Source organism: Saccharopolyspora rosea, assembly GCF_025643595.1.
GTDB classification, from domain to species: domain Bacteria; phylum Actinomycetota; class Actinomycetes; order Mycobacteriales; family Pseudonocardiaceae; genus Saccharopolyspora; species Saccharopolyspora rosea.
Genome location: NZ_CP102826.1, coordinates 6,226,980 through 6,250,249, shown reverse-complemented (window position 1 = coordinate 6,250,249; position 23,270 = coordinate 6,226,980). Strand labels below are relative to the sequence as shown.

The 23,270-nt window shown below is 71.3% G+C and carries 20 protein-coding genes and 3 tRNA genes; 12 read left to right on the top strand and 11 right to left on the bottom strand.

Annotated features, from left to right (window positions below; translation table 11 throughout):
- The first annotated feature begins 53 nt into the window (after window positions 1-53).
- Complete coding sequence (locus tag NV263_RS29150) at window positions 54-848, top strand: helix-turn-helix transcriptional regulator (RefSeq protein ID WP_263250021.1); 795 nt, start codon at window positions 54-56, stop codon at window positions 846-848.
- Here NV263_RS29150 and NV263_RS29145 read toward each other — a convergent pair.
- From NV263_RS29145 to NV263_RS29130, 4 genes are all read right to left on the bottom strand, one after another.
- A complete protein-coding gene (locus tag NV263_RS29145; protein ID WP_263250020.1) occupies window positions 836-2,587 on the bottom strand; it encodes a DUF4185 domain-containing protein in 1,752 nt (583 codons plus the stop codon). The two genes, NV263_RS29150 and NV263_RS29145, sit on opposite strands and share 13 nt — an antisense overlap.
- A complete protein-coding gene (locus tag NV263_RS29140) occupies window positions 2,588-3,670 on the bottom strand; it encodes a glycoside hydrolase family 172 protein (protein WP_263250019.1) in 1,083 nt (360 codons plus the stop codon).
- Window positions 3,667-5,055: a sugar porter family MFS transporter gene (locus NV263_RS29135; protein WP_263250018.1), complete on the bottom strand. Its 1,389-nt coding sequence runs from the start codon at window positions 5,053-5,055 to the stop codon at window positions 3,667-3,669. Before NV263_RS29135 ends, NV263_RS29140 begins: the two co-directional genes overlap by 4 nt.
- Window positions 5,056-5,383: 328 nt before the next feature.
- Entirely contained in the window at window positions 5,384-6,001 is a 618-nt protein-coding gene (locus NV263_RS29130) for a YigZ family protein (protein WP_263250017.1), read from the bottom strand.
- 200 nt (window positions 6,002-6,201) lie between these two features.
- Here NV263_RS29130 and NV263_RS29125 point away from each other — a divergent pair, with 200 nt between their 5' ends.
- Complete coding sequence (locus tag NV263_RS29125) at window positions 6,202-6,363, top strand: hypothetical protein (protein WP_263250016.1); 162 nt, start codon at window positions 6,202-6,204, stop codon at window positions 6,361-6,363.
- 146 nt (window positions 6,364-6,509) lie between these two features.
- Here NV263_RS29125 and NV263_RS29120 read toward each other — a convergent pair whose 3' ends face one another.
- Window positions 6,510-7,631 (bottom strand): 5-methyltetrahydropteroyltriglutamate--homocysteine S-methyltransferase, encoded by a 1,122-nt coding sequence (locus NV263_RS29120; RefSeq protein WP_263250015.1) that lies wholly within the window; start codon window positions 7,629-7,631, stop codon window positions 6,510-6,512.
- Between the two features lie 167 nt (window positions 7,632-7,798).
- On the opposite strand from NV263_RS29120, the gene NV263_RS29115 reads away from it, so the two are divergent.
- Window positions 7,799-8,950 (top strand): FAD-dependent oxidoreductase, encoded by a 1,152-nt coding sequence (locus NV263_RS29115; RefSeq protein ID WP_263250014.1) that lies wholly within the window; start codon window positions 7,799-7,801, stop codon window positions 8,948-8,950.
- 62 nt (window positions 8,951-9,012) lie between these two features.
- Here NV263_RS29115 and NV263_RS29110 read toward each other — a convergent pair whose 3' ends face one another.
- The 3 genes from NV263_RS29110 to ctaD form a co-directional block, all read right to left on the bottom strand.
- Window positions 9,013-9,843, bottom strand: a complete 831-nt coding sequence (locus NV263_RS29110) for an aldo/keto reductase (protein WP_263250013.1) — start codon at window positions 9,841-9,843, stop codon at window positions 9,013-9,015.
- A 116-nt stretch (window positions 9,844-9,959) separates the two neighbouring features.
- Window positions 9,960-11,168 carry an MFS transporter gene (locus NV263_RS29105; RefSeq protein ID WP_263250012.1) on the bottom strand — a complete coding sequence of 403 codons (1,209 nt, stop codon included), beginning with the start codon at window positions 11,166-11,168 and terminating at the stop codon, window positions 9,960-9,962.
- Between the two features lie 300 nt (window positions 11,169-11,468).
- A complete protein-coding gene (ctaD, locus tag NV263_RS29100; RefSeq protein ID WP_263250011.1) occupies window positions 11,469-13,172 on the bottom strand; it encodes an aa3-type cytochrome oxidase subunit I in 1,704 nt (567 codons plus the stop codon).
- A gap of 131 nt (window positions 13,173-13,303) precedes the next feature.
- Between ctaD and NV263_RS29095 the strand changes: the two genes are divergently transcribed.
- Entirely contained in the window at window positions 13,304-14,104 is an 801-nt protein-coding gene (locus NV263_RS29095; RefSeq protein WP_263250010.1) for a DUF427 domain-containing protein, read from the top strand.
- Between the two features lie 32 nt (window positions 14,105-14,136).
- Here the strand turns inward: NV263_RS29095 and NV263_RS29090 are convergent, their stop codons facing one another.
- The gene (locus NV263_RS29090; RefSeq protein WP_263250009.1) at window positions 14,137-14,709 is read right to left on the bottom strand and encodes an SACE_7040 family transcriptional regulator; all 573 of its coding nucleotides are present in this window, start codon (window positions 14,707-14,709) and stop codon (window positions 14,137-14,139) included.
- Between the two features lie 79 nt (window positions 14,710-14,788).
- Here NV263_RS29090 and NV263_RS29085 point away from each other — a divergent pair, with 79 nt between their 5' ends.
- The 3 genes from NV263_RS29085 to NV263_RS29075 are packed head-to-tail and all read left to right on the top strand — an operon-like array spanning window position 14,789 to window position 19,638.
- Window positions 14,789-16,402: a carboxyl transferase domain-containing protein gene (locus NV263_RS29085; RefSeq protein ID WP_263250008.1), complete on the top strand. Its 1,614-nt coding sequence runs from the start codon at window positions 14,789-14,791 to the stop codon at window positions 16,400-16,402.
- A gap of 38 nt (window positions 16,403-16,440) precedes the next feature.
- The gene (locus NV263_RS29080) at window positions 16,441-18,456 is read left to right on the top strand and encodes an acetyl/propionyl/methylcrotonyl-CoA carboxylase subunit alpha (RefSeq protein ID WP_263250007.1); all 2,016 of its coding nucleotides are present in this window, start codon (window positions 16,441-16,443) and stop codon (window positions 18,454-18,456) included.
- Window positions 18,457-19,638, top strand: coding sequence for an acyl-CoA dehydrogenase family protein (locus NV263_RS29075; protein WP_263250006.1), 1,182 nt, complete (start codon window positions 18,457-18,459; stop codon window positions 19,636-19,638).
- A 78-nt stretch (window positions 19,639-19,716) separates the two neighbouring features.
- Here the strand turns inward: NV263_RS29075 and NV263_RS29070 are convergent, their stop codons facing one another.
- Window positions 19,717-20,193, bottom strand: coding sequence for a hypothetical protein (locus NV263_RS29070; RefSeq protein ID WP_263250005.1), 477 nt, complete (start codon window positions 20,191-20,193; stop codon window positions 19,717-19,719).
- A 586-nt stretch (window positions 20,194-20,779) separates the two neighbouring features.
- Here NV263_RS29070 and NV263_RS29065 point away from each other — a divergent pair.
- From NV263_RS29065 to NV263_RS29045, 5 genes are all read left to right on the top strand, one after another.
- Window positions 20,780-21,019, top strand: coding sequence for a hypothetical protein (locus NV263_RS29065; protein ID WP_263250004.1), 240 nt, complete (start codon window positions 20,780-20,782; stop codon window positions 21,017-21,019).
- A gap of 219 nt (window positions 21,020-21,238) precedes the next feature.
- Window positions 21,239-21,796, top strand: a complete 558-nt coding sequence (locus NV263_RS29060) for a TetR/AcrR family transcriptional regulator (protein ID WP_263250003.1) — start codon at window positions 21,239-21,241, stop codon at window positions 21,794-21,796.
- A gap of 317 nt (window positions 21,797-22,113) precedes the next feature.
- Window positions 22,114-22,186, top strand: a tRNA-Glu gene (locus NV263_RS29055).
- Between the two features lie 25 nt (window positions 22,187-22,211).
- A tRNA-Asp gene (locus NV263_RS29050) sits at window positions 22,212-22,288 on the top strand.
- Window positions 22,289-22,316: 28 nt separating this feature from the next.
- Window positions 22,317-22,390 (top strand) — tRNA-Phe (locus NV263_RS29045).
- Window positions 22,391-22,617: 227 nt separating this feature from the next.
- Here NV263_RS29045 and yczE read toward each other — a convergent pair.
- Window positions 22,618-23,259 carry a membrane protein YczE gene (yczE, locus tag NV263_RS29040; protein ID WP_263250002.1) on the bottom strand — a complete coding sequence of 214 codons (642 nt, stop codon included), beginning with the start codon at window positions 23,257-23,259 and terminating at the stop codon, window positions 22,618-22,620.
- Between the last annotated feature and the right edge of the window lie 11 nt (window positions 23,260-23,270).

The following is a 23,270-nucleotide window of genomic DNA, read 5'->3' as shown; positions in this document are numbered from 1 at the left end:
CCCCGGACCAGCGGTCCGTGGATGGGCTCGCGGCCCCGTGGAATGCTGGGCCGGTGGACAACCGCGAGTTGGCAGCCTTCCTGCGCGGACGCCGGGAGTCGTTGCTGCCCGCCGAGGTCGGCCTGCCCGGCGGAAGCCGCCGCCGCACCCCCGGACTGCGCCGGGAGGAGGTGGCGCTGCTGGCCGGGGTGTCGGTGAACTACTACGAGCGCCTCGAACAGGCCCGCGCACCGCGGCCGTCCCCGCAGGTCGCCGACGCGCTCGCCGGCGCGCTGCGGCTCTCGGCGGTCGAGCGCGAGCACCTCGCGCGGCTCGCCGGGCACCTGGCGGCACCACCGGAGGAACCGGTCCCGGACGAGGTCCGGATCCTGCTCGACCGGCTCGGCGAGCCCGCCTACGCGCTCGACGCCAAGCACGACGTCGTCGCGTGGAACGAGCTGGCCGCGCGGCTGATCACCGACTTCTCCCGCGCCCCGGACCGCAACGCGCTCCGGCTGGCGATGCGCACCGGGGTGTGCTCCTCGCCGGACGGCGACTTCGCGCGGCAGGCCGCGTCCGACCTGCGCCGCGCGGCGGTCCGCCACCCCGACGACCCCGAACCCGCCGTGCTGGCCCGCGCGATGGCCGCCGTCGACCCGGCGTTCGCGGACGGCTGGCGCAGCCACGACGTGCGGTCGAGGCCGGTGCTGCGCAAGCGCATCCACCACCCCGAGCTCGGCGCGGTCGACGTGGACTGCCACCTGCTGGCGGTGCCCGGCCACGACCTGCGGATCGTCGTGTGCACGGCGGAGCCGGGCAGCCCCTCGGCCGCCGAGCTCGCCCGGCTCGCCGGGCGTCAGCCGGAGTAGACCTCCAGCTCGGCGATGGAGGTGAAGGTCGCCGTGCCGCCTGGCACGCCGACGATGCGGACGCCGTCCGCGCGGACCGGCTCGAAGGTGAACGTGTACGACCGGTGCTCCCCGGCGCTCGCGGTGTACGGGTAGGCGGGGGCCACGGTCTGCCCGGCGACCGGTACCCACCGGCCGCCCTGCCGCACCTGGACGGTCAGGTCGGCGGCGAACCAGCCGCCGTCGGTGAACATCCGGCCGGTCGTGTAGACCACGCGGCCCACCACGTACGCCCGGTCCCACAGGTACCCCCAGAAGTCGAGGGGCTTGCGGGAACCGTCGAAGCTGTCCTCGCTCTCCTGCCGGACGCCGTTGTTGAGGTAGTCGCCGCGCCCGAAGTGCGCGCTCTTCTCGATCACGACGGCCCCGGGGGCGCGGGCGAGGTTGTCGGGCGGCGTCGGCGCTCCGGCGAAGCCGAGCGCGCGGGGTGCGACGTCGAAGCGGCGCACCGAGAAGCCGTAGTTCGGCGCACCGCAGGCGACTCCGAGGAACCAGTTGGACTGCAACCACATCCGCGTCCCGTCGGCGGAGACGAACTTCGATGGCGCGGTGCAGGCGTAGCCGCCGTTCTTCGGACCGGGGCACCCGGCGGCCTGCGGCGCGCGGTCCACTTTGGGCACTTCGTGCCCGCTGGGGGTGGGCTCGTAGTGCACCCGGCCGGGACCGCCGAACCACGGCTGCGCGCCGAAGTCCTTGCTCAGGAACCACCGCCACGGGCCCCACGGCGTCGGCGCCTCGTAGAACTCGAAGGTGTACTCGCTCCACGAGGTGTAGATGAACCGGCGCAGCGGCGCGTTGTAGACGACGCCGCCCTGCGAGATCACCGTCAGGTTCTTGCGGCCCTGCCCGATGAGGTCGGTGTAGAGCCGTCGTTCGTCGCGCAGCACCGGAACGCGGTCCTCGACGGCCGGGCTCCACCGGGGGGCGCCGTCGGGACCGGTCCCGGCGTAGAACCGCCACGCGCTCCGGTCCTGCACCGCTGCGCGCGGCACCCGGGCCAGGTGCAGGGCGGTCGGTGAGGGAACGGTGCCGCTGTAGGACTGCCGCCAGTTGTGGTCCAGGCCGTAGGCGTAGGCGAAACCGGCGTCCTCGGGGCCGAGCACCCGCGCGTTCTCCTGGCTGCGCCCGAAGTCCAGGAACATGATCGTGGTGAAGACGTGGTCGGAGAACATCGGCTGCGCGGGGGCGTGCCAGGTGCGCCCGTAGTCGTCGGAGCGGACCACCGTGGCGTTCGGCGCGTCGTCGAAAGCCTTGTCCGAGGGGGACTTGCGCAGGTCCTGGACGGCCAGGTACAGCTCGTCGCGACCGTCGCCGTTGCCGTCCACGGCGAGCATCCCGGTCGGTTTCCGGTTGTACCGCGCGGAATCGGCGTACACCCGGCAGATCGCGTCCCCGGTGGCCAACCGCTGCCCGCTGAGCCCGGTCTCGGGCGTCCCGGAGATCCGGTTGACCACGATGTCGGCCATCGGTTCCTCGCCGAAGCCCTGCCCGTCGCCGTTGGCGGCGTACAGCTCGTCGTCGTCGGCCCAGCACGACGGCCACAGGTCGCCGTTGCTGGCGGTGGTGAACGCGGCGGCGTACTCGGTGGTCGCGGTCGCGAAGAACGGACCCGGCAGCTGGGCCCGGGCGCGCGGGACCACCGCCAGGGAACCCACCCCGGCCAGGGAGAACGCGAGGAACCGCCGCCGGTCGAGGACCATTCACAGGCTCCGCGGCAGCCGCTGCTCGACGGGGGCGAGGGCGAACGGCGCGTGCGGTTCGGCCTGGTACCAGTAGGCCACCGACGAGTAGTCGTCCGAGCGCTTGTTCGCGTGCCCGTGCTCGATGCTCACCCGGATCGACCGCTGGAACGGCACCGGGTCCTCGATGTGGAAGCGGTACAGGCTGATCTGCCCGGACCAGTTGTCCCCGCCCGGCAGCGTGATGCCGTGGTACGGCGCGTGGTAGGTCTGGTCGGGGCACCACGCGGTGTCGAAGTAGTCCTCGGTGCCGGTGCCGTGCAGCGTGGGCGGCCACCGGTCGCCGTCGACGAAGATCATGTCGTCGCCCTCGCCGTACCAGTTCCACTCGGTGGTCGCGCGCAGGTTGTGGATGTTGAGCACGCAGCCGACGTACTGCCCGCGACCGGACGCCTCCAGGATCGTGTAGTTGTCCGCGCCGTCCAGGTTGGTGCCGGTGAACAGGAACTCGTCGTTGGTCTGGCGGCCCTGCTCGACCCCGGGGCAGGGGTCGGCGCGCCGCCACTGCGCGTGGAACCGGCCCAGGTCCTCGCCGAGCTCGTCGAACAGCTCGTAGTCGACGTAGTAGTAGAGGAACACCCGCTCGTGGACGAGTTCGCTGACGACCTCCAGCCGCGCGCCGTCGCCGAACGGCATCGGGAACCAGCAGTTGAACGCTTTGCCGTCCTGCGGGCTCATCTGCAGCGGCGCGGACACGAAGTTCGCGGTGCGCCCGTGGCCGACGCCGAAGAAGTCGCCCAGCGGCACGGCGACGCTCGGTTCCCGTTCGCCGTCCCAGTACGCGCGCAGCACGAGCTTGCGCAGGTAGTCGGTCTCGCGCATCCAGGGGTTGCGGACCATGTGCTCGTTGGCGGCGGTGATCCAGATGTGCTCGACGCACCCCGCGCCGGTGAGCTCGGCGAGGGTGGCGGTGCGGCCGGGCGGGAGGGTGACGCGGTCGTCGTTGCCCCCGCGCCGGTCCCAGCTCGACGCGCGGCCCCGCCGCCCGGCGCGCAGCCGGGGCAGGTCGCGCAGGCTCGATCCGTAGTTGCCGTAGTCGGTCATGCGGTACCTCCTGCGGGTCGGGACCAGCTGCCCCGGCGGAACCACGTCTCCAGCGATTCGAGGCTGCGCTGCTTGGTCTCCGGCACGGCCCACCAGACGATCGGGAAGACGAGCACCCCGGCGGCGCCGTAGGCGAGGAACACCACGCCCGCGCCCACCAGCGAGGTGAAGGTCGGGAAGGTGAGCGAGACGAAGAAGTCGGTGAGCCAGTTGAACAGCGTCGCGACCGCCATCGCCGCGCCCCGGATCGCCAGCGGGAAGATCTCGGCCAGCACCACCCACAGCACCGGCCCCCAGGTCGCCGAGAAGCTGTTGGTGAACACCACGAACGCGGCGACGGCGATGCCGAACAGCGCGGGGGAGGTGGGCGGCAGCACGATGGCCGCCGCGCCGACCGCGAACAGGCTCAGCGACATGCCCACCAGCCCGGCGAGCAGCACGGGTTTGCGGCCGCGCCGGTCCACCACCCTGGCCCGCACCACGATCGCGATGGTGGCGATGTTGACCAGCCCGTTGAGGAACGTGAACAGCAGCGCGGTCACGTCGGAGACGCCGAAGCCGGTCAGCACCGTCGGCGCGTAGTAGACGATCGTGTTGACCCCGGTGATCTGCTGGAAGACCGCCAGCAGCGCGCCGAGCACGAGCAACCTGCGCACCCACGGCGCGGACATCCGGGCGCCGAGCCGGGCGTCGGCCTGCTGCCGTTCCAGCTCGACGATCTCGTCGAGTTCGCGCCCGGCCGCGTCCCGGTCGCGGCGCAGGCTCGTCAGCACCGCGCGCGCCTGGTCGGAGTGGCCGCGCCGAACCAGCGAGCGGGGCGTGTCCGGCACCGTCAGCAGGCCGAGGACCAGCGCGATGCCGGGGAAGACGCCGATGAGCACCATCCACCGCCACGAGGCGGCGAACGCCAGCCCGTACCCGGTGGCCGCGGCCACCGCCGTGCCGATGATGATCATGTACTGGTTGAGCGAGGTGACCACGCCCCGCGCGTCCGCGGGCGCCATCTCGGCCAGGTACAGCGGCACCATCACCGAGGAGATGCCGATCCCCAGCCCGATGATGAAGCGGAACAGCACGAGGGTCGCCACGTTCGGCGCCAGCCCGGCGCCGAGCGCGCCGACGGTGAACACCACCCCGGCGGCGAGCAGCACCCGCCGCCGTCCCTGCCGGTCGGCGACCGGGCCGCTGCCCACCGCGCCGACCATCGCGCCCACCACGGTCGCGCTCACCACCGTGCCCTTGAGCAGCGGCGTCAGCGGCAGCTCGTGCGGGATGAACAGGATCGCCGCGGAGATGATCCCGTTGTCGTAGCCGAACAGGATCGCGGCCAGGGACCCCAGTGCGTAGACCCGCCTCGTGGTGACCCCGGTTGTGGACGTCGCCATCGGCCACCTCCCGGTGCGGCGGTGCCGACCCCCTCGGCACGCCCACGCCCGAGGTACCCCCGAACGGGGCCGACAATGCGTCCACCGACCGAGCGAGCGTTCGGCTGCGCGCCGCGACGGCGCCGGGGCCGCCCAGGAGCCGGGCGACCTCCCGGCCGACCGCGACGTGCGGTGCGCGAGGCGTGCCCCCTGCCCGACGCCCCCTCACCGGACCTGCCGGCGCCCCGACGGCGTCGTGATCACGACCACCTCGACCGACCGCTGCTCCCGCGCCGGGCACGAGCGGCGCCAGCCGCTCCCTGCTGCGGGCAGCGGCGGAACTGCCCGCCTACCCGACTTCGGCGTGCACCACCTCGCCCAGCTCGACGGCGGCCGCGCCGCCGGTGGTCTCCGCCAGCCACGCCCGGAACTCGTCCACATCGGACTCCGGGACGTGCACGCGGATGCGCACCACGTCGCGGTAGTCGACGTCGGCGACGCGGTGGCCCGCCGAACGCAGGTCGTTCTCCAACCGGCCCGCCGCCGCGTGGTCCACCGTGGTGCGCACCACCCGCATCGGCCGCCGCTCCACCAGGCCCAACTCGTCCAGCGCCGCCGACACCGCGCCGCCGTAGGCGCGCACCAGCCCGCCCGCGCCCAGCAGCACGCCGCCGAAGTACCGGGACACCACCGCGACCGCGTTGGTCACCTCGTTGCGGCGCAGCACCTCCAGCATCGGGACCCCGGCGGTCCCGGCGGGTTCGCCGTCGTCGCTGGACTTCTGGATCCGCCCGTCGTCGCCGAGCACGAACGCCGAGCAGTGGTGCCGCGCCTCGTGGTGCAAGCGCCGGCGCTCCCGGACGAACTCCCGCGCCTCCTCCTCGGTGCCGACGCGGGCCAGCGCGCACAGGAACCGCGACTTCCTGATCTCGATCTCGTGCTCGCCGGAACGCCTGATCGTCCGCATCGACTCCTCTTCCGCGTGATGCCGGTCACGGCCCCTTGTGCCGCCGTCGTTCTCGCCACCCATCTTCCCACCGCATCGTCGGTGCAGGTCAGCGCGGTGATGCGAGCATCACGGGGACGCGATTTCCGCTCGGGGGGCCTGGACACGTAACGTCGGCTCTCATGGAGCAGTCAACGAGCCCGTTTGAACCAGGGACGCGGGTGCGTGCGACCTTCGGCCGGTTCCGCGACCAGGTCGGGACCGTGGTCGAGGCGGCCACCGGCTTGCCCGAGGTGTTCGACGGCCCAGTGCTGTGGGTGCGCTTCGACGGCGACGAAGAACCCGGCCTCGTCGCGGGCCGGTTCCTCGAACAGGCCGCCTGAGCTCGCCCGGTGTCGGTATGAGGCCCAATTTCGGCGGAAATTGGGCCTCGGTCCGAGCCCTAGGGCCTTCCACGGGCGGCGGCAGCCGCTTTCGGTGAGTGGTCTCGCGGCCGGCACCGCCACGCGGAGCGCTTCCGGAGCACTCGCTAGCCCCAGATCTCGGCGGCCGTCTCGACGACGAGGCGGAGCTTGGCGACCTGCTGGTCGTAGCTCAGCGCGTTGCCCTCCTCCGTCGACGCGAAGCCGCACTGCGGTGACAGGCACAGCTGGTCCGGATCGATGTACCGGGCGGCCTCGTCGATGCGCCGCTTGAGGGCGTCCTTGGACTCCAGCTCGCCGCGCTTGGTGGTGACCAGGCCGAGCACCACGACCTTGCCCTTGGGCACGAACCGCAGCGGCGCGAACGTGCCGGAGCGCTCGTCGTCGAACTCCAGGAAGAACCCGTCCACGGCCAACTCGTTGAACAGCGCCTCGGCCACGAAGTCGTAGCCGCCCTCGGCCACCCACGACGAGCGGTAGTTCCCGCGGCACATGTGGGTGGTCACCGACAGCGTGTCCGGACGTCCCTCCAGCGCGGAGTTGATCAACCGGATGGTCTGCTCGTGCGCGTGCTCGGCGTCCTCGCCGCGGGCGGCGATCGTCTCCCGCTGCTTCGGGTCGTTCAGGTACGCCAGGCTGGTGTCGTCCAGCTGGAGGTAGTGGCAGCCCATGTCGGCCAGCGCCCGCACCTCGGCGCGGTAGGCGGCGGCCAGGTCGGCGCGGAACTCCGCCAGGTCGGGGTAGACGTCCCGGTCGATCGCCGACCGGCCGCCCCGGTAGTGCAGCATGCCCGGCGAGGGGATGGTCAGCTTCGGCGTGTTCCGCGTGACCTGCTTGGCCAGGTACTCGAACGCGTCGGCGAAGATCGTCCGGCTCAGACCGATCTTGCCGTCCACCCGCAGCTGCGGCGTGTGGAACTCCACGTCGCCCTCGGCGTTGTGGAACTCGACCGTCATCTCGGAGTCGGTGACCTTGCTGACCCCGTCGAGCTGGTAGAGGAAGTCCATGTGCCAGGAGGCGCGGCGGAACTCGCCGTCGGTGGCGCTGGACAGCCCCACCTCCTCCTGCATGGCGACGACCTCGGCGATCGCCTCGTCCTCGACGCGGTGCAGCGCGTCGTCGTCGATCCGGCCCGCCGCGTGCTCCTCGCGGGCGTCGAGCAGTTTTCGGGGTCGCAGGAGGCTGCCGACGTGGTCGGCGCGGAACGGTGGTGTGACACGAGGGCTCATACCGCGAAACTAGTTCGCCGGTATTCCCATGCATAGCCCGTCTCTCATTCGTCCAATCAAGAACGGTGATCGGTGTTCACGGGGTGTGACGAAGGACAATTCGGTCCGCCCGGCCCCGCGGATAGACTCGACGACGGTGTCGACGTCGGCCGGACGGATGGAGACGAATGCGGGTTCTCGTGGTCGGAGCCGGTATCGGAGGACTCGCCGTCGCCAACGGGCTGATCGGCGCCGGACACCGGGTGGCGATCTTCGAGCACGCTGATGCGCTTCGCACGACCGGTGCAGGTATCACCGTTTGGAGTAACGGAACCGCTGCTCTCCGTGAACTCGGTGTCGCTGGGGTCGAGGACTCCGGACGCGTCCTGCGCAGCCTGCGCTCGCTGACCCGCTCCGGCCGCACGCTGTGGGAGGCCGACCTCGGCGCGGTCACCGAACGCCTCGGTTCCCCGACGGTGCAGATCCCCCGCCGCGTGCTGACCGCCCGGCTCGCCGCGGCGCTGCCGGACGGCGTGCTCCACTTCGGCCGCCAGGTCACCGGCGTCATCGAGCACCCGGACCGCGTGGAGCTGGAGTTCGCCGACGGCGAGCGGGTCGCCGGTGACGTGGTGATCGGCGCGGACGGGCAGCGTTCGGCGGTGCGCCGCGCGGTGCTCGGCGGCGGCCCGGCCCGGCCGACCGGCTGGGCGAGCTGGCAGGGCCTCACCACCAGCGACCTGCCGGTCGCGCACGGCCACCGGACGCTCAACATCGCCGGGCGTCACGCGCACTGCGGGCTGATCCCCACCGGCGGCGGCCTCCTGCACTGGTGGTTCGACATGCCGTGGCGGGAGGGCGATCCGGTCCTGTCGGTGGCGCAGCTGCGCCGGGCGTTCCGCGGCTGGCCGGAACCGGTCGAGGCGCTGCTGGACTCGGTCACCGACGACGATCTCGGCTTCTTCCCGCACATCCGGCACCGGGTTCCCCGGGTGTGGGGCGGCCCGCGCACCACGCTGCTCGGCGACGCGGCGCACGCCATGCCGCCCGCCGTCGCCCAGGCGGCCAACCAGACCCTGGAGGACGCCTGGCTGCTCACCCGCTTCCTGACCGGAGTGGGCGGTGATCCCGAGCCGGTGCTGCGCGCCTACGAGCGCCACCGCCGACCCCGCGCGGCCAAGGTCTCCCGGACGGCAGCCCTGACGTCGGTGCAGCGCAACACGCCCCTGCAACGCCTGGCCCGCTTCCCGGGCTGGCTGGCCACCCACACCCAGGTCGCCACCCTGCGAGCGGGCAGCAACGTCCTGCACGGCCTCGCCCACCCCACCCCGGCACCCGCCTGACCCCCGGACACGACGACGCCCGCCCCGCGCGGGCGGGACGGGCGTCGTGGGACCAGGTCGGCTCAGGCGCCGAACTCGTCGGGGTTCGGGCCGACGCGCTCGCCCGTCTCCAGGCCCTCGATGGCCTTCATGTCGTCGTCGGCCAGCTCGAAGTCGAAGACCTCGATGTTCTCCCGGATCCGGGACGGCGTCACCGACTTCGGGATGGTGACGTTGCCCAGCTGGACGTGCCAGCGCAGCACGATCTGCGCGGGCGTCTTGCCGTACTTCTCCGCCAGCGAGGTCAGCACCGGGTCGTCGAGCAGACCGTTGTTGCGGCCCAGCGGGCTCCACGCCTCGGTCGCGATCCCGTGCTCGGCGTGGAACGCGCGCAGCTCGGGCTGTTGCAGGTTCGGGTGCAGCTCGATCTGGTTCAGCGCGGGCACCACGTCGGTCTCCTCGAACAACCGGCGCAGGTGCGCGATCTGGAAGTTCGACACGCCGATCGCCTTGGCGCGGCCGTCGGCGTGCAGCTTCTCGAACGCCTTCCAGGTCTCCACGTACCGGTCCTGAGCGGGCACCGGCCAGTGGATCAGGTACAGGTCGACGTAGTCGAGCCCGAGCCGGTCCAGGCTCTCGTCGAACGCCTGCAACGTGCTGTCGTAGCCCTGGCGGTCGTTCCAGAGCTTGGTGGTCACGAACAGGTCCGCACGCTTGAGGCCGGACTCGGCGATGGCCCTGCCGACACCCTCCTCGTTGCCGTACACCGCGGCCGTGTCGATGCTGCGGTAGCCCGCCTGGAGCGCCGCCAGCACCGGCTCCACGACACCGTCGGCCGGGACCTGGAAGACGCCGTAACCGAGCTGCGGCAGCTGCGCACCGGTGTTCAGCGTGATGTTCGGAACCTGGGTCATGTGTGTGCTTTCCTCCACGAGGTCGGATGCTTCGGCTGGTTCAACCGGATCGGTTCAGCGCGGATTCCGGCTCGGCCGTGTCCATCACATCACTCCCGGGCGAGGGCCCGCCAGGTTCAGCGCACCTCCGCCTCGGCGTCCTGCCGGTCGGCGCGGTGCGAGGCCACCACCTCGGACCGCAGCGGTCGGCGGTCCAGCCATCCGGACACCAGGGCGAACCCGAGACCGGTCAGGGCCAGCAGCGCCCCGACCCAGCTGGGCGCGGTCAGCCCCATCCCGGCGGCGATCACCACACCGCCCAGGTAGGCGCCCAGCGAGTTGGCGATGTTGAACGTGGACTGGATGCTGGCCGAGCCCAGCGCCGGCGCCTCCCGGGCCTGGTCGAGGATCCGGGCCTGGATGCTCGGGATGGCCGCGAACCCGGTCGCGCCGATCAGGAACACCGTGACCGGCGCCAGCACCATGCTGTGCGAGGTGAACACGAACAGCGTCAACGCGGCGGCCAACGCGGTCAGGAAGGCGTACAGCGTCCGCATCGGGGCCCGGTCGGCCAGCCGGCCGCCGACCGCCGTCCCCACCGTCATGCCCGCGCCGAACAGCGACAGCAGCACGGTGACGGCGGTCGGGGTGTAGCCGGTCACGTCGGTGAGCACCGGCTTGATGTAGCTGTAGAAGGAGAACGTGGCGGCGAAGCCGAACACCACGACGGCGAACGCCAGCCACACCTGCGGGCGGCGGAACGCGCGCAGCTCGCCGCGCAGGCTGACGTCGGTCGGCTTGGGCTGCCGCGGCACCAGCGCGGCCACGGCCGCGAGCGCGACCACGCCGATCACGGCCACCATGCCGAACGCCCAGCGCCAGCCGAGCGCCTGGCCGAGCAGGGTGCCGACCGGCACGCCCACGATGTTGGCGACGGTCAGGCCGATGAACATCATCGAGATGGCCTGCGCCCGCTTGTCCTGCTTGACCAACCCGGCGGCGACCACCGCCCCGACGCCGAAGAAGGCGCCGTGCGGCAGGCCGGACACGAACCGCGCGCCGAGCAGCAGCGCGTGGGTGGGCGCGAAGGCCGAGCACAGGTTCCCGGCGGTGAACAGCACGAGCATGCTGAGCAACATCGTCTTCCGGCGCATCCGCATGCCGAGGATCGTCAGCACCGGGGCGCCGATGACGACGCCGAGCGCGTACAGCGAGATGTACCCGCCGGCGTCGGGGATGGAGACGTGCAGGTCGGAGGCCACGTCGGGCAGCAGCCCCATCATGACGAACTCGGTGGTCCCGATGCCGAAGGCCGCGATGGCCAGCGCTAACAGGGCAATGGGCACGAAAGTCTCCCCTGAACACTGCGTGTCGGACAGTTGCGGTCTGTGATCCCCGGGGCGCGACGGTGCGGACCACGTTTCTCGTGGTGGCGTTTACCCGGGGAGAAGGAAGACGACGGACAGCGGCGCCCTCTGTGCGTCTCCAACAGTAGTCACCGGTCGGCGTGTTCCGGAAACGGATATGAACCGCACCACTCGCGTCTCACACGTTCGGTCCAGACCCGGCGGAACCGCGAAATACCACTGTGGACAGTCGTCCGTGCACAGCGCACAACCGGACCCCGACGGGGTTGTGCGCTCAGCTCAGCCCTGCCCGCCGCGCCGACCGAAGGTCGTGGCGTGCGCCTCCAGCTCCAGGCGTTCGGCCATGTGCGGGTAGTGCAGCTCGAACGCCGGCCGGATGGACCGGATGCGGGGCAGCTCGGTGAAGTTGTGCCGCGGCGGCGGGCAGGAGGTGGCCCACTCCAGCGAGTTCGCGTGCCCCCACGGGTCGTCCACGTTGGCGATGACGCCGTACCGGTAGCTGGTGAACACGTTGTACAGGAACGGCAGCATCGACCCGCCGAGGATGAACGCGCCGATGGTGGACACGATGTTCAGCGTGGTGAACCCGTCACTGGCCAGGTAGTCGGCGTACCGGCGCGGCATCCCCATGTCCCCGAGCCAGTGCTGCACCAGGAACGTGGTGTGGAAGCCGATGAAGGTCAGCCAGAAGTGCAGCTTGCCGAGCCGCTCGTCCATCATCCGGCCGGTGATCTTCGGGAACCAGAAGTACATCCCGGCGAACACCGCGAACACGATCGTGCCGAACAGCACGTAGTGGAAGTGCGCCACGACGAAGTAGGTGTCCGTGATGTGGAAGTCCAGCGGCGGCGACGCCAGCAGCACCCCGGTCAGCCCGCCGAGCAGGAACGTCACCAGGAACCCGAGCGCGAACATCATCGGCGTCTCGAAGGTCAGGTGCCCCCGCCACATCGTGCCGATCCAGTTGAAGAACTTGATCCCGGTCGGCACCGCGATCAGGAACGTGGTGAATGAGAAGAACGGCAGCAGCACCGCTCCGGTGGCGAACATGTGGTGCGCCCACACCACCACCGACAACCCGCCGATCATCAGGGTGGCGAACACCAGGCCGGTGTAGCCGAACAGCGGTTTGCGGCTGAACACCGGGAAGACCTCGGTGACGATCCCGAAGAACGGCAGCGCCACGATGTAGACCTCGGGATGCCCGAAGAACCAGAACAGGTGCTGGTAGAGGATCGCCCCGCCGTTGGCCGGGTCGAACACGTGCGAGCCGAGGTGCCGGTCGGCCAGCAGCCCGAACAGCGCGGCGGTCAGGATCGGGAACGCGATCAGCACCAGAACGCTGGTGACCAGGATGTTCCAGCAGAAGATCGGCATCCGCCACATCGTCATGCCGGGGCAGCGCAGGCAGACCAGCGTGGTGATCATGTTGACCGCGCCGAGGATGGTCCCGAGCCCGCTGACGATCAGGCCGGTGATCCACACGTCCCCGCCGAAGCCCTGGGTGAACATCGACCGCGACAGCGGGGTGTACGCCGTCCACCCGAAGTCGGCCGCGCCGCCGGGCATCACGAACCCGCTCATCACGATCAGCCCGCCGAACAGGAACAGCCAGTAGGAGAACGCGTTCAACCGCGGGAACGCCACGTCCGGCGCCCCGATCTGCAACGGCAGCACCACGTTGGCGAAGCCGAACACGATCGGCGTCGCGAACAGCAGCAGCATGACCGTGCCGTGCATGGTGAACAGCTGGTTGTACTGCTCCTGCGACAGGAACTGCAGCCCCGGGTACGCGAGCTCCCCGCGGATCAGCAGCGCCATCGCGCCCCCGGCGAGGAAGAACGCGAACGCGGTGGCCAGGTAGAGCTTGCCGATCTCCTTGGGGTCGGTGGTCCGCAACCAGTACAGGAATTTCTGCCCTTTGAGCGGACGCCTCGCGGTGAACGCCCGGGTCGGGATCGGTCGGGATCGCACCGTCGCCATGCCTGCCTCCTGGATCGCGGGGGAGACGGCCGTTCCCCCAGTCTTGACCCGTGGTCAAGCCCCCGCAAACCTGACGGGTGATGCACCGCACCCCGGGTACCCCGGGGGAGAACGCACGCAGGGAGGTCCCGATGAGCCTGACCCTCGGTGGTGGCCCGCTGTCGTCCCGGTCGCCGGTGGAGGTCAACTACCACCTGGAGGGACCCCGGCACCGGCTGTTCTGGCAGGACTTCCCGCGCCGGGTGCGCGCCCTGCTCGCAGACGAGGTGGTGCTCGACTCCCGCAACGCCAAGCTGCTGCACGAGAGCAACCTGCTGCCGCAGCTGTACGTCCCGCGCGAGGACGTCCGCGAGGACCTGCTGGAGCCGACCGCGCACCGCACGCACTGCCCGTTCAAGGGCGACGCCGGGTACTTCTCGGTGCGCGTCGGCGACCGGGTCGCGGAGAACGCCCTCTGGCACTACCCGGACCCGAAACCCGAGGTCGGCTGGCTGTCGGGGCACCTGGCCGCGTACTGGGAGCGGATGGACGCGTGGTTCGACGAGGACGAGGAGGTCTTCGGCCACCTGCGCGACCCGTTCCACCGCGTCGACGTGCGCGCCACCACGCGGCAGGTGCGGGTCGTGGTGGCCGACGCGGTGGTCGTCGAGACCCGCCGGGCGAAGCTGCTGTCCGAGACCGGGCTGCCGAACCGCTTCTACGTGCCCGCCGAGGACGTCCCGCCGGACCTGCTCGAACCCAGCGCCACGCACACCGCCTGCCCGTACAAGGGCACGGCCACCTACCACACCGTCCGGATCGGCGACCGCGTCATCCGCGACGCGGCCTGGAGCTACCCGGACCCGCTGGACGGCGCCCGCGCCATCGCCGCGCACCTGTGCTTCCACGCCGAGGGCGTCCAGACCTACGTCGACGGCGACCTCATCGACTGAGCGCCTCGGTGCGCAGCGGCCCCCGCGGGCCGTCACGCCTGTTCCATCGCCCCCAGCGCCATCCGCCGCAGCAGCGCGGACATCGCCTCGCCGTCCAGGTGGGCGCTGTACGGGGTCGAGTTGATCAACCCGAACGCCGCGTGCACGGCGGCCCGCGCGGTGGCGCGGTCCAGGCCGGGGCGCAGCTGGCGGAGCGCGTCGACCCAGACCTCGACGTAGCTGCGCTGCAACTCCCGCACCTTCCGGCGCTCGGGCTCGGCCACGCTGTCGAGGTCGCGCAGCTGGACGGTGATCAACGACGGGTTGGTCAGCGCGAACTCGACGTGCCAGCGCACCAGCCGGTCCAGGGTCCGCCGCGGATCGCCGGTGGTGGCGCGCTGCCGACCGCCCACCAGCAGGCGTTCGCTGATGCCGGTGAGCATCTCCGCGAGCATCGCGTCCTTGCTGCGGAAGTGCCGGTACAGCGCGGGGCCGGAGATGCCCACGGCGGCGCCGATGTCGTCGATGCCGACGCCGTGGAAGCCGTAGCGCGCGAACAGCTCGGCCGCGGCGGACAGGATCTGCTCGCGGCGGGTCGGTTTGGGGGCGATCGCTTCCTCGGCCACCTGCCAGATACTAGACGAGACCCGTTAGTCAGCGTTAACGTTAACGATGACTAACTCGCCCGGGAGGTGCCGAACACCGATGGATGCCCCCGTCCTGCCCACGGCCGTGGACCCCGCGTCGGAGGAGTACGCCCGGCGCGCGCGGGAACACGCCGAGCTCGTCGAGGACCTCAACGCCCAGCTCGACCGGGTGCGCCTCGGCGGCCCGGAGAAGGCCCGCGCCCGGCACGTCGAACGCGGCAAGCTGCTGCCCCGCGACCGGGTCGACGCGCTGCTGGACCGGGGTTCGCCGTTCCTGGAGCTCTCCCCGCTGGCCGCTTTCGGCCTCTACGACGACGAGGCCCCGTCGGCGGGGATCATCACCGGCGTCGGCCGGATCGCCGGCCGCGAGTGCGTGGTCGTGGCCAACGACGCCACGGTCAAGGGCGGCACCTACTACCCGGTGACCGTCAAGAAGCACCTGCGCGCCCAGGAGGTCGCGCTGCACAACAACCTGCCGTGCGTCTACCTCGTCGACTCCGGCGGCGCTTTCCTGCCCAGGCAGGACGAGGTGTTCCCGGACCGCGAGCACTTCGGCCGGATCTTCTACAACCAGGCGACGATGTCCGCCCGCGGCATCCCGCAGGTGGCCGCGGTGCTCGGTTCGTGCACCGCGGGCGGCGCCTACGTACCCGCCATGAGCGACGAGGCGGTGATCGTCCGCGAGCAGGGCACCATCTTCCTGGGCGGGCCACCGCTGGTGAAGGCGGCCACCGGCGCCGAGGTCAGCGCGGAGGAGCTGGGCGGCGGCGAGCTGCACTCCCGCATCTCCGGGGTCACCGACCACCTGGCCGTCGACGACGCCGACGCGCTGCGCAAGGTCCGGTCGATCATCGGCGCGCTCGGCCCGCGCGCGCCGCGGCCGTGGGACGTCGCCCCGGTCGAGGAGCCGGTGGTGGACCCCGGCGACCTCTACGGCGCGGTCCCGACGGACAGCCGCACGCCCTACGACGTGCGGGAGGTGATCGCGCGCACCGTCGACGGCAGCCGGTTCGCCGAGTTCAAGCAGGAGTACGGCACCACGCTGGTCACCGGTTTCGCCCGCATCCACGGCCACCCGGTCGGGATCGTGGCGAACAACGGGATCCTGTTCGGCGAGTCGGCGCTCAAGGGCGCGCACTTCATCCAGCTCTGCGACAAGCGGTCGATCCCGCTGGTGTTCCTGCAGAACATCTCCGGCTTCATGGTCGGCAAGGAGTACGAGGCGGGTGGCATCGCCAAGCACGGCGCCAAGATGGTCACCGCGGTCGCCTGCGCCCGGGTGCCGAAGTTCACCGTCGTCATCGGGGGTTCGTTCGGCGCGGGCAACTACTCGATGTGCGGGCGGGCGTACTCGCCGCGATTCCTGTGGATGTGGCCGAACGCGCGGATCTCGGTGATGGGCGGGGAGCAGGCGGCCTCGGTGCTGGCCACCGTCCGCCGGGACCAGCTCGAAGCCCGCGGCGAGCACTGGTCGGTCGAGGACGAGGAGGCGTTCAAGCAGCCCATCCGCGACCAGTACGAGCACCAGGGCCACCCCTACTACGCCACCGCCCGCCTCTGGGACGACGGCGTCATCGACCCCAAGCAGACCCGCACGGTCCTGGGCCTGGCCCTGTCCACGGCGGCCAACGCGCCACTGGACCCGGTCTCCTACGGCGTCTTCCGGATGTGAGGCGGGTTCCCCGGGGACCCGTCCGAAGAGGTGAAGGGATGAGCGCAGTGCAGCACTTCGACGTGGTGCTCGTGGCCAACCGGGGCGAGATCGCCGTGCGGGTGATCCGGACGCTGCGGCGCCTGGGCATCCGGTCGGTCGCGGTCTACAGCGACGCCGACCGCGCCGCCCGACACGTCGCCGAGGCCGACACGGCGGTCCACATCGGACCGAGCGCGGCCACCCGCAGCTACCTCGACGTCAAGCGCGTCCTGGACGCCGCCCGCGCCACCGGGGCCCAGGCGATCCACCCCGGCTACGGGTTCCTCTCGGAGAACGCCGCCTTCGCCGAGGCGTGCGCCGAGGCGGGCATCGCGTTCATCGGCCCGCCCGCCGCCGCCATCGAGGCCATGGGCGACAAGATCCGCGCCAAGGCCACGGTCTCCGCCGCGGGCGTCCCGGTCGTGCCCGGCCGGTCGGACCCCGGCATGACCGACGAGGACCTCGCCCGCGCCGTCGCCGAGGTCGGGTTCCCGGTGCTGCTCAAACCGTCGGCCGGAGGCGGAGGCAAGGGCATGCGCCTGCTGCACGACGACACCGAGCTGGCCGACCGGATCGCCTCCGCCCGCCGCGAGGCCCGAGCGGCGTTCGGCGACGACACCCTGTTCGTCGAGCGCTTCGTCACCAACCCCCGGCACATCGAGGTCCAGGTCCTCGCCGACACCCGCGGCAACGTCGTCCACCTGGGCGAACGCGAGTGCAGCCTGCAACGCAGGCACCAGAAGATCGTCGAGGAGGCGCCGTCCCCGCTGCTGGACGCGGCGACCCGGGCCCGCATCGGCGCGGCCGCGGTCGACGCGGCCCGCGCGGTCGGCTACGTCGGCGCCGGAACGGTCGAGTTCATCGTCTCCGCCGACCGCCCGGACGAGTTCTTCTTCATGGAGATGAACACCCGGCTGCAAGTCGAGCACCCGGTCACCGAGCTGGTGACGACCGTCGGCCAGGCCCGGGCGGTCGACCTGGTCGAGCAGCAGGTCCGCGTGGCGGCGGGCGAAGCCCTGCCGTGGTCGCAGGACGACCTCGGCCTGGACGGCCACGCGATCGAGGCCCGCGTCTACGCCGAGGACCCGGCGCGCGGCTTCCTGCCCACCGGCGGCGAGATCCTCGCCGTCCACGAGCCGTCCGGGGTGCGCGTGGACTCCGGCGTGCGCACCGGCATGCGCGTCGGCTCGGACTACGACCCGATGCTGGCCAAGGTCGTCGCCTGGGGCCCGGACCGCGCCGACGCCCTGCGGCGCCTCGACGCCGCGCTCGCCGACACCGCGATCCTCGGCCTGGGCACCAACGTCTCGTTCCTGCGCGCCCTGCTCGCCCACCCCGACGTCCGTGCCGGACGCCTGGACACCGGCCTGGTCGAGCGCCACCTGGACTCCTTCGTCAGCACCGACGTCCCCGAGGAGGTCCACGTCGCCGCCGCCCTGGAGCGCCTGCTCGCCGCCGAACCCACCGGCCCGGTGGTGGACCCGTGGGAGGTGCCCAGCGGCTGGCGCCTCGGCGAACCGGCGTGGAGCACCTGGCGCTTCGCCGCCCCGGACGGCGACGAGGTCCGGGTGCGGGTGCGCGGCCGCGCGGCCGACGCCGAGGTGTCGCTGAAACCGGACGCCGCACCCGAACCGGCCGCCGCGCACGCCCGCGACGACGCCCTGGTGGTCACGTTCCGCGGCCGCACCCGCCGCTACCGCGTCGCGCACGTCGACGGCACCACCTGGCTGGCCGCCGACGGGCGCACCTGGTCCCTGGCCGAACACCGGCTGCTCGCCGACCGCGGCGCGCGCAGCGCCCGCTCCGACGGCGTGGTGGCCAGCCCGATGCCGGGCACCGTGCTGGCCGCCGAGGCGAGTCCCGGCCAGGAAGTCCGAAGTGGACAGAAACTGTTCGTCGTCGAGGCGATGAAGATGGAACACACCGTCACCTCCCCGGTCGACGGCGTGGTCGCCGAAGTTCATGTCCGAACAGGACAGTCGGTCGGGCTGGACCAGCCGCTGGCTGTCCTCACCCCCCACGAGGAGGGCTAGATGGTGGACCACCGGCTCAGCGAGGAGCACGAGGCGCTGCGCGAAAGCGTGCAGACCTTCGCCCGCAAGGAGGTCGCGCCGGTCATCGGCGACTACTACGAACGCGGCGAGTTCCCGTACCCGCTGGTCGCGGCGATGGGCCGGATGGGCCTGTTCGGCCTGCCCCTCCCGGAGGAGTACGGCGGCATGGGCGGCGACTACTTCGCGCTGTGCCTGGCGCTGGAGGAGCTGGCGCGCGTCGACTCGTCGGTGGCGATCACCCTGGAGGCCGGGGTCTCGCTCGGCATCATGCCGATCTTCCGGTTCGGCACCGAGGAGCAGAAGCGGACCTGGCTGCCGCGGCTGGCGACCGGCGAGGTGCTGGGCGCGTTCGGCCTGACCGAGCCGGACGGCGGCTCGGACGCGGGCGCCACCCGCACGGCCGCCGTCCTCGACGAGCGGAGCACCCCCGGAGGCGGGGCCGAGTGGGTCATCAACGGCTCGAAGGCGTTCATCACCAACTCCGGCACCGACATCACCGGCTTCGTCACGGTCACCGCGGTGACCGGCCGGAAACCGGACGGCGGCAAGGAGATCTCGGCGATCATCGTGCCCGCGGGCACCCCGGGCTTCACCGTGGCCAAGAAGTACTCGAAGGTCGGCTGGAACGCCTCGGACACCCACGAGCTGGCGTTCGACGGCTGCCGGGTGCCCGAGGCCAACCTGCTCGGCGAACGCGGTCGCGGCTACGCCCAGTTCCTCGCCACGCTCACCGAGGGCCGGGTCGCGATCGCCGCGCTCGGTGTCGGCCTGGCCCAGGGCTGCGTCGACGAGTGCCTGCGGTACGTGGCCGAACGCGAGGCGTTCGGCCGCAAGATCGGCGAGTACCAGGCCATCCAGTTCAAGATCGCCGACATGGAACTGCGTGCGCACACCGCACGGCTGGCGTACTACGACGCGGCCTCGCGCATGCTGCGCGGTGAGCCGTACCGCAAGCAGGCGGCGATCGCCAAGCTGGCCTCGTCGAACGCGGCCATGGACAACGCCCGCGACGCCACCCAGATCTTCGGTGGCTACGGCTTCATGAACGAGACGCCCGTCGGCCGCTTCTACCGGGACGCCAAGATCCTGGAGATCGGCGAGGGCACCAGCGAGGTCCAGCGCATGCTGATCAGCCGCGAGCTGGGCCTGAGCGGCCGGTGAAGGCGGTCGGGGGGCGCCTTCACCGGCCGTGGTCGTGGTCGGGGTGGTCGGAGTTCCTCGGGACGGGGATGACGGCGATCACCGGCCGAACCGCTTGTGCGGCACGGTGATCTCCTCGGTCTGCTCGACGTCGCCGTACTCGGACGATCCGTAGAGCTCACCGGCGTACTGCTGCTGGTTCACCGGCGAGAAGTCCCGGGTCTCCTGGCCGGGCCAGGCTGGGATGTCCGGTTCCGCGGGCGCGCTCGGCTCGGCGGCGGCGCTCGACGGGTGGTCGTCCGCGAGGTGCTGCAGCACCCAGTCGCGCGCCAACGCCGCGGGCGAGGTGCCCTGCTTGGCCGCGAGCTCCTTGAGCCGCTCGTTGGCCATCAGGGGCAGTCGCAGCTGGTAGACCTCGGACCCGCCGAAGCGACGCCCGGATCCCGTCGTCTCGACGCTCTCCTCGGGCGCGAGAGCCGCGAGGTACGACTCCAGCTCGTGATCCGGTTCGGCCGGCTCGGCAGGCGGCGGTTCCGCCTTCTGCCGGCGACTGTTCTTCGTTCGTCCTAGAGCCACGCGGACACGATAACGGTTCGATTGCGGCGCGCGAGTGGCTGTGATCGCGCTCACCGCCGCGGGGGGTGCCGCGGACAGCGGAGGGCCCCCGCGCCAGGGGGAGGAACGCGGGGGCCGGAGGGGATCTCCACAGGTGCTGACCGGGGGTGTGTCAGCGACCTGATTCTGACACGGCGAACCGGCTTTGGGGAGTCTCTTCGAACAGGTTCGGGCCGGTAATCGGTTCCCTGGGCGCGCTGCCCCGAAGCGCGGCACCCGACCCGCCGGGTGGTGCAGTCCCGGATGCCCCGCGCGGATAGCCCGCTGGACGTGTTCCGCGCCACGGATGGTGACCGTCTGGGTGCTCGACGTGTTGGGTTCGTGCAGACTGCCTGTCGCAACCCGCACGGCCCGCGGAGCTTCGCGTCTACTGTGGACTTCTCTCGGCGGGGCGGTGCCCGAAGGGTGGGCGACGCGGTATCCGATGTGGATCGACGTCCCGCCGATCGATTACTCTGCGTTGAACCCGAATCACTCTCTGGGGGGCTGTGGGGGTTGTGAGGCTGTGGATAGCCTGCGGCCTGCGAACCCGAGCCGGGGAGGCGTCATGTACGGGTCACTCGACGTGCGGAAGTTCTTGTGGCAGCAGGAAGAGGGGCTCTCCCGCCCGTCCTCCTCGGTGCCCGCGCAACGCTCCGGCGAGCCCGCGCGGATCTCGTCGGAGCAGGTGCACCGAGCTCGGATGGCGGTGGCACGCGGAGCGGCGAATGCCGAGGACTGCCGTCTGCTGCTGGACATGCTGGGCCTCGTGCCCGATGACGACGGGCAGCCGCCGGTCGCTCGCTGAGGCGAAGTGGTCCGCGAACCGCACACCCCCGGTGGTGCGGTTCGCGGACCCGGTCGAAACCTACCTTCCGGTCGCTTTTCGAGATCGACCCGGCCCCGGAACGGCATGGGCGCGCGAGGGCTCAGCCCGGTAACTTCGCGTGGCGAAGTTGATCATCCGTTCGTGGACTCCGTCGCTCGGTCGAGCGGGTCACGATCGACGAATCCACCGGAGCCGTCCATGCCCCAGCAGCGCCGGGCCCAGCTGACCCGCCGCGCGATCCTCGCCGCCGCGGCCGAGGAGTTCGACACCACGGGTTACGACGGCACCACGCTCAACGCCGTGTTGCGCCGCAGCGGCATCACCAAGGGCGCCTTCTACTTCCACTTCCCGTCCAAGGAAGCGGTGGCCGAGGAGTTGGTGGCCCACTACCGGCAGCGCCTGGCCGGTCTCCGGCACCGCTGGTCGACGCCCGGCGACGACGCGCTGTCGGTGGCCACCGGGCTGACCGCCGAGCTGGCGGCGGAGCTGGAGCGCGACGTCATGACCCGCGCGGGCATGTGGCTGGCGCACCGCCGGCCCGAGGAGGTCGACGCCTGGCGCCGATCGCTCGCCGAGCTGCTCACCAGTGCGGTCCACGGCCGCCTCCTGCGCGCGGACGCCGACCCTGCCGCGACCGCCCGCGTGGTCCACGCCGCCCTCCTGGGCGCGTGCGCCATGAGCGTCGAAGGGCTCGCCGACCACGTGGCCGAGATATGGCGAGTGGTCCTCGCCGGCGCGAAACCCGCCCGGATGTGAGTCCTGGATCACAAAAATCAGCCCTGCCTGTTTTGTCCCTTCTCGATCCCTGGCGAGCTCTCCCGTCGACCCCGTCGGTCCCCGGGGCCACTCCGGCCACTCGTCCCGAAGATCGGCCGAAACCACTGGTCAAAGCGCTATCATGGACCGGGCGTGAGCCGACGGGAGCAGGCTCGCGCGGCGGGCTCGCGCCAAAAGCGACCCCCCTGTTTCGGGCGCCGGAAGGCATGCCGTAAAGTCTTCATTGCTCCCAACGGGGCGCCCCGGAAAGGGCAAGCCGGTTGGAGGCAAGGCCGGGTCGGTTGCGAATCGGCCAAGCCCCCATCGTCTAGCGGCCTAGGACGCCGCCCTTTCAAGGCGGTAGCGCGGGTTCGAATCCCGTTGGGGGTACGCGACAACTGAAGATCGCAAGTATGGCCCAGTGGCGCAGTTGGTTAGCGCGCCGCCCTGTCACGGCGGAGGTCGCGGGTTCGAGTCCCGTCTGGGTCGCCAAGGCGAACGGCACGAGCCGGACGCTAACGGCCAGGTAGCTCAGTTGGTACGAGCGTCCGCCTGAAAAGCGGAAGGTCGGCGGTTCGACCCCGCCCCTGGCCACGTCGAGAGACTTGCAGCACAACCCCCGGTGAACCACCGGGGGTTTTTCGCATTTCGGCCCCTGGTTTCGGCTCGTTGTCGGTGTCGCCTGCCATGCTGATCGTGGAGTAGAAGACGCCCCCGCGCTCAACCGGCCTGGGGGTCACCGGGAGTGCGGGGGCGTCGAGGTCCACCCCTGGGGGTCAGGTGGACGCCAACCATGTTACTTCGTGGTACGCCAAATGTCTCTAGGGGCAGAGATCTTTTTTCGAACGAATCGTCGTGAACCGGAGGAAGAGCTGGGCCAACGGGCCGATGCCCAGGGCGTACAGCACCGTGCCGACTCCGGCCGTGCCACCCAGCACCCAGCCGGTGACCAGCACGCAGGCTTCGATCGTGGTGCGCACCACGCGCACCGACCAACCGGTGCGGGCGTGCAGACCGGTCATCAGCCCGTCCCGCGGCCCCGGACCCAACCGCGCGCCGACGTACACCGCGGTCGCGAACCCGTTGAGCACGATCGCCGAGACCAGCAGCGCGATCCGGCCGGGCAGTCCCACCAGCGGCGGCACGACCGCCAAGGTCGTGTCCACCGAGACCGCGAGCACGACGACGTTGGCGACCGTGCCGATACCGGGGCGCTGTCGCAAGGGGGCCCAGGCGGCGAGGACGACCACCCCGGTCAGCACGGTGACGGCGCCGAAGCTCCACCCGAGGTGTCGCACGAGGCCCTGGTTCAGGACGTCCCACGGGGCGAGGCCCAGCTGGGCGCGAACCATGAGGCCCATGCTGGTTCCGTAGAGCGCCAGCCCGACGAACAGCTGGGCCAGCCGTGACAGCGGGCGATCGACGATCGGGAGCGGTGAGAGGTCGATGGTGCGTGGAGCCATGACTCGTTTCT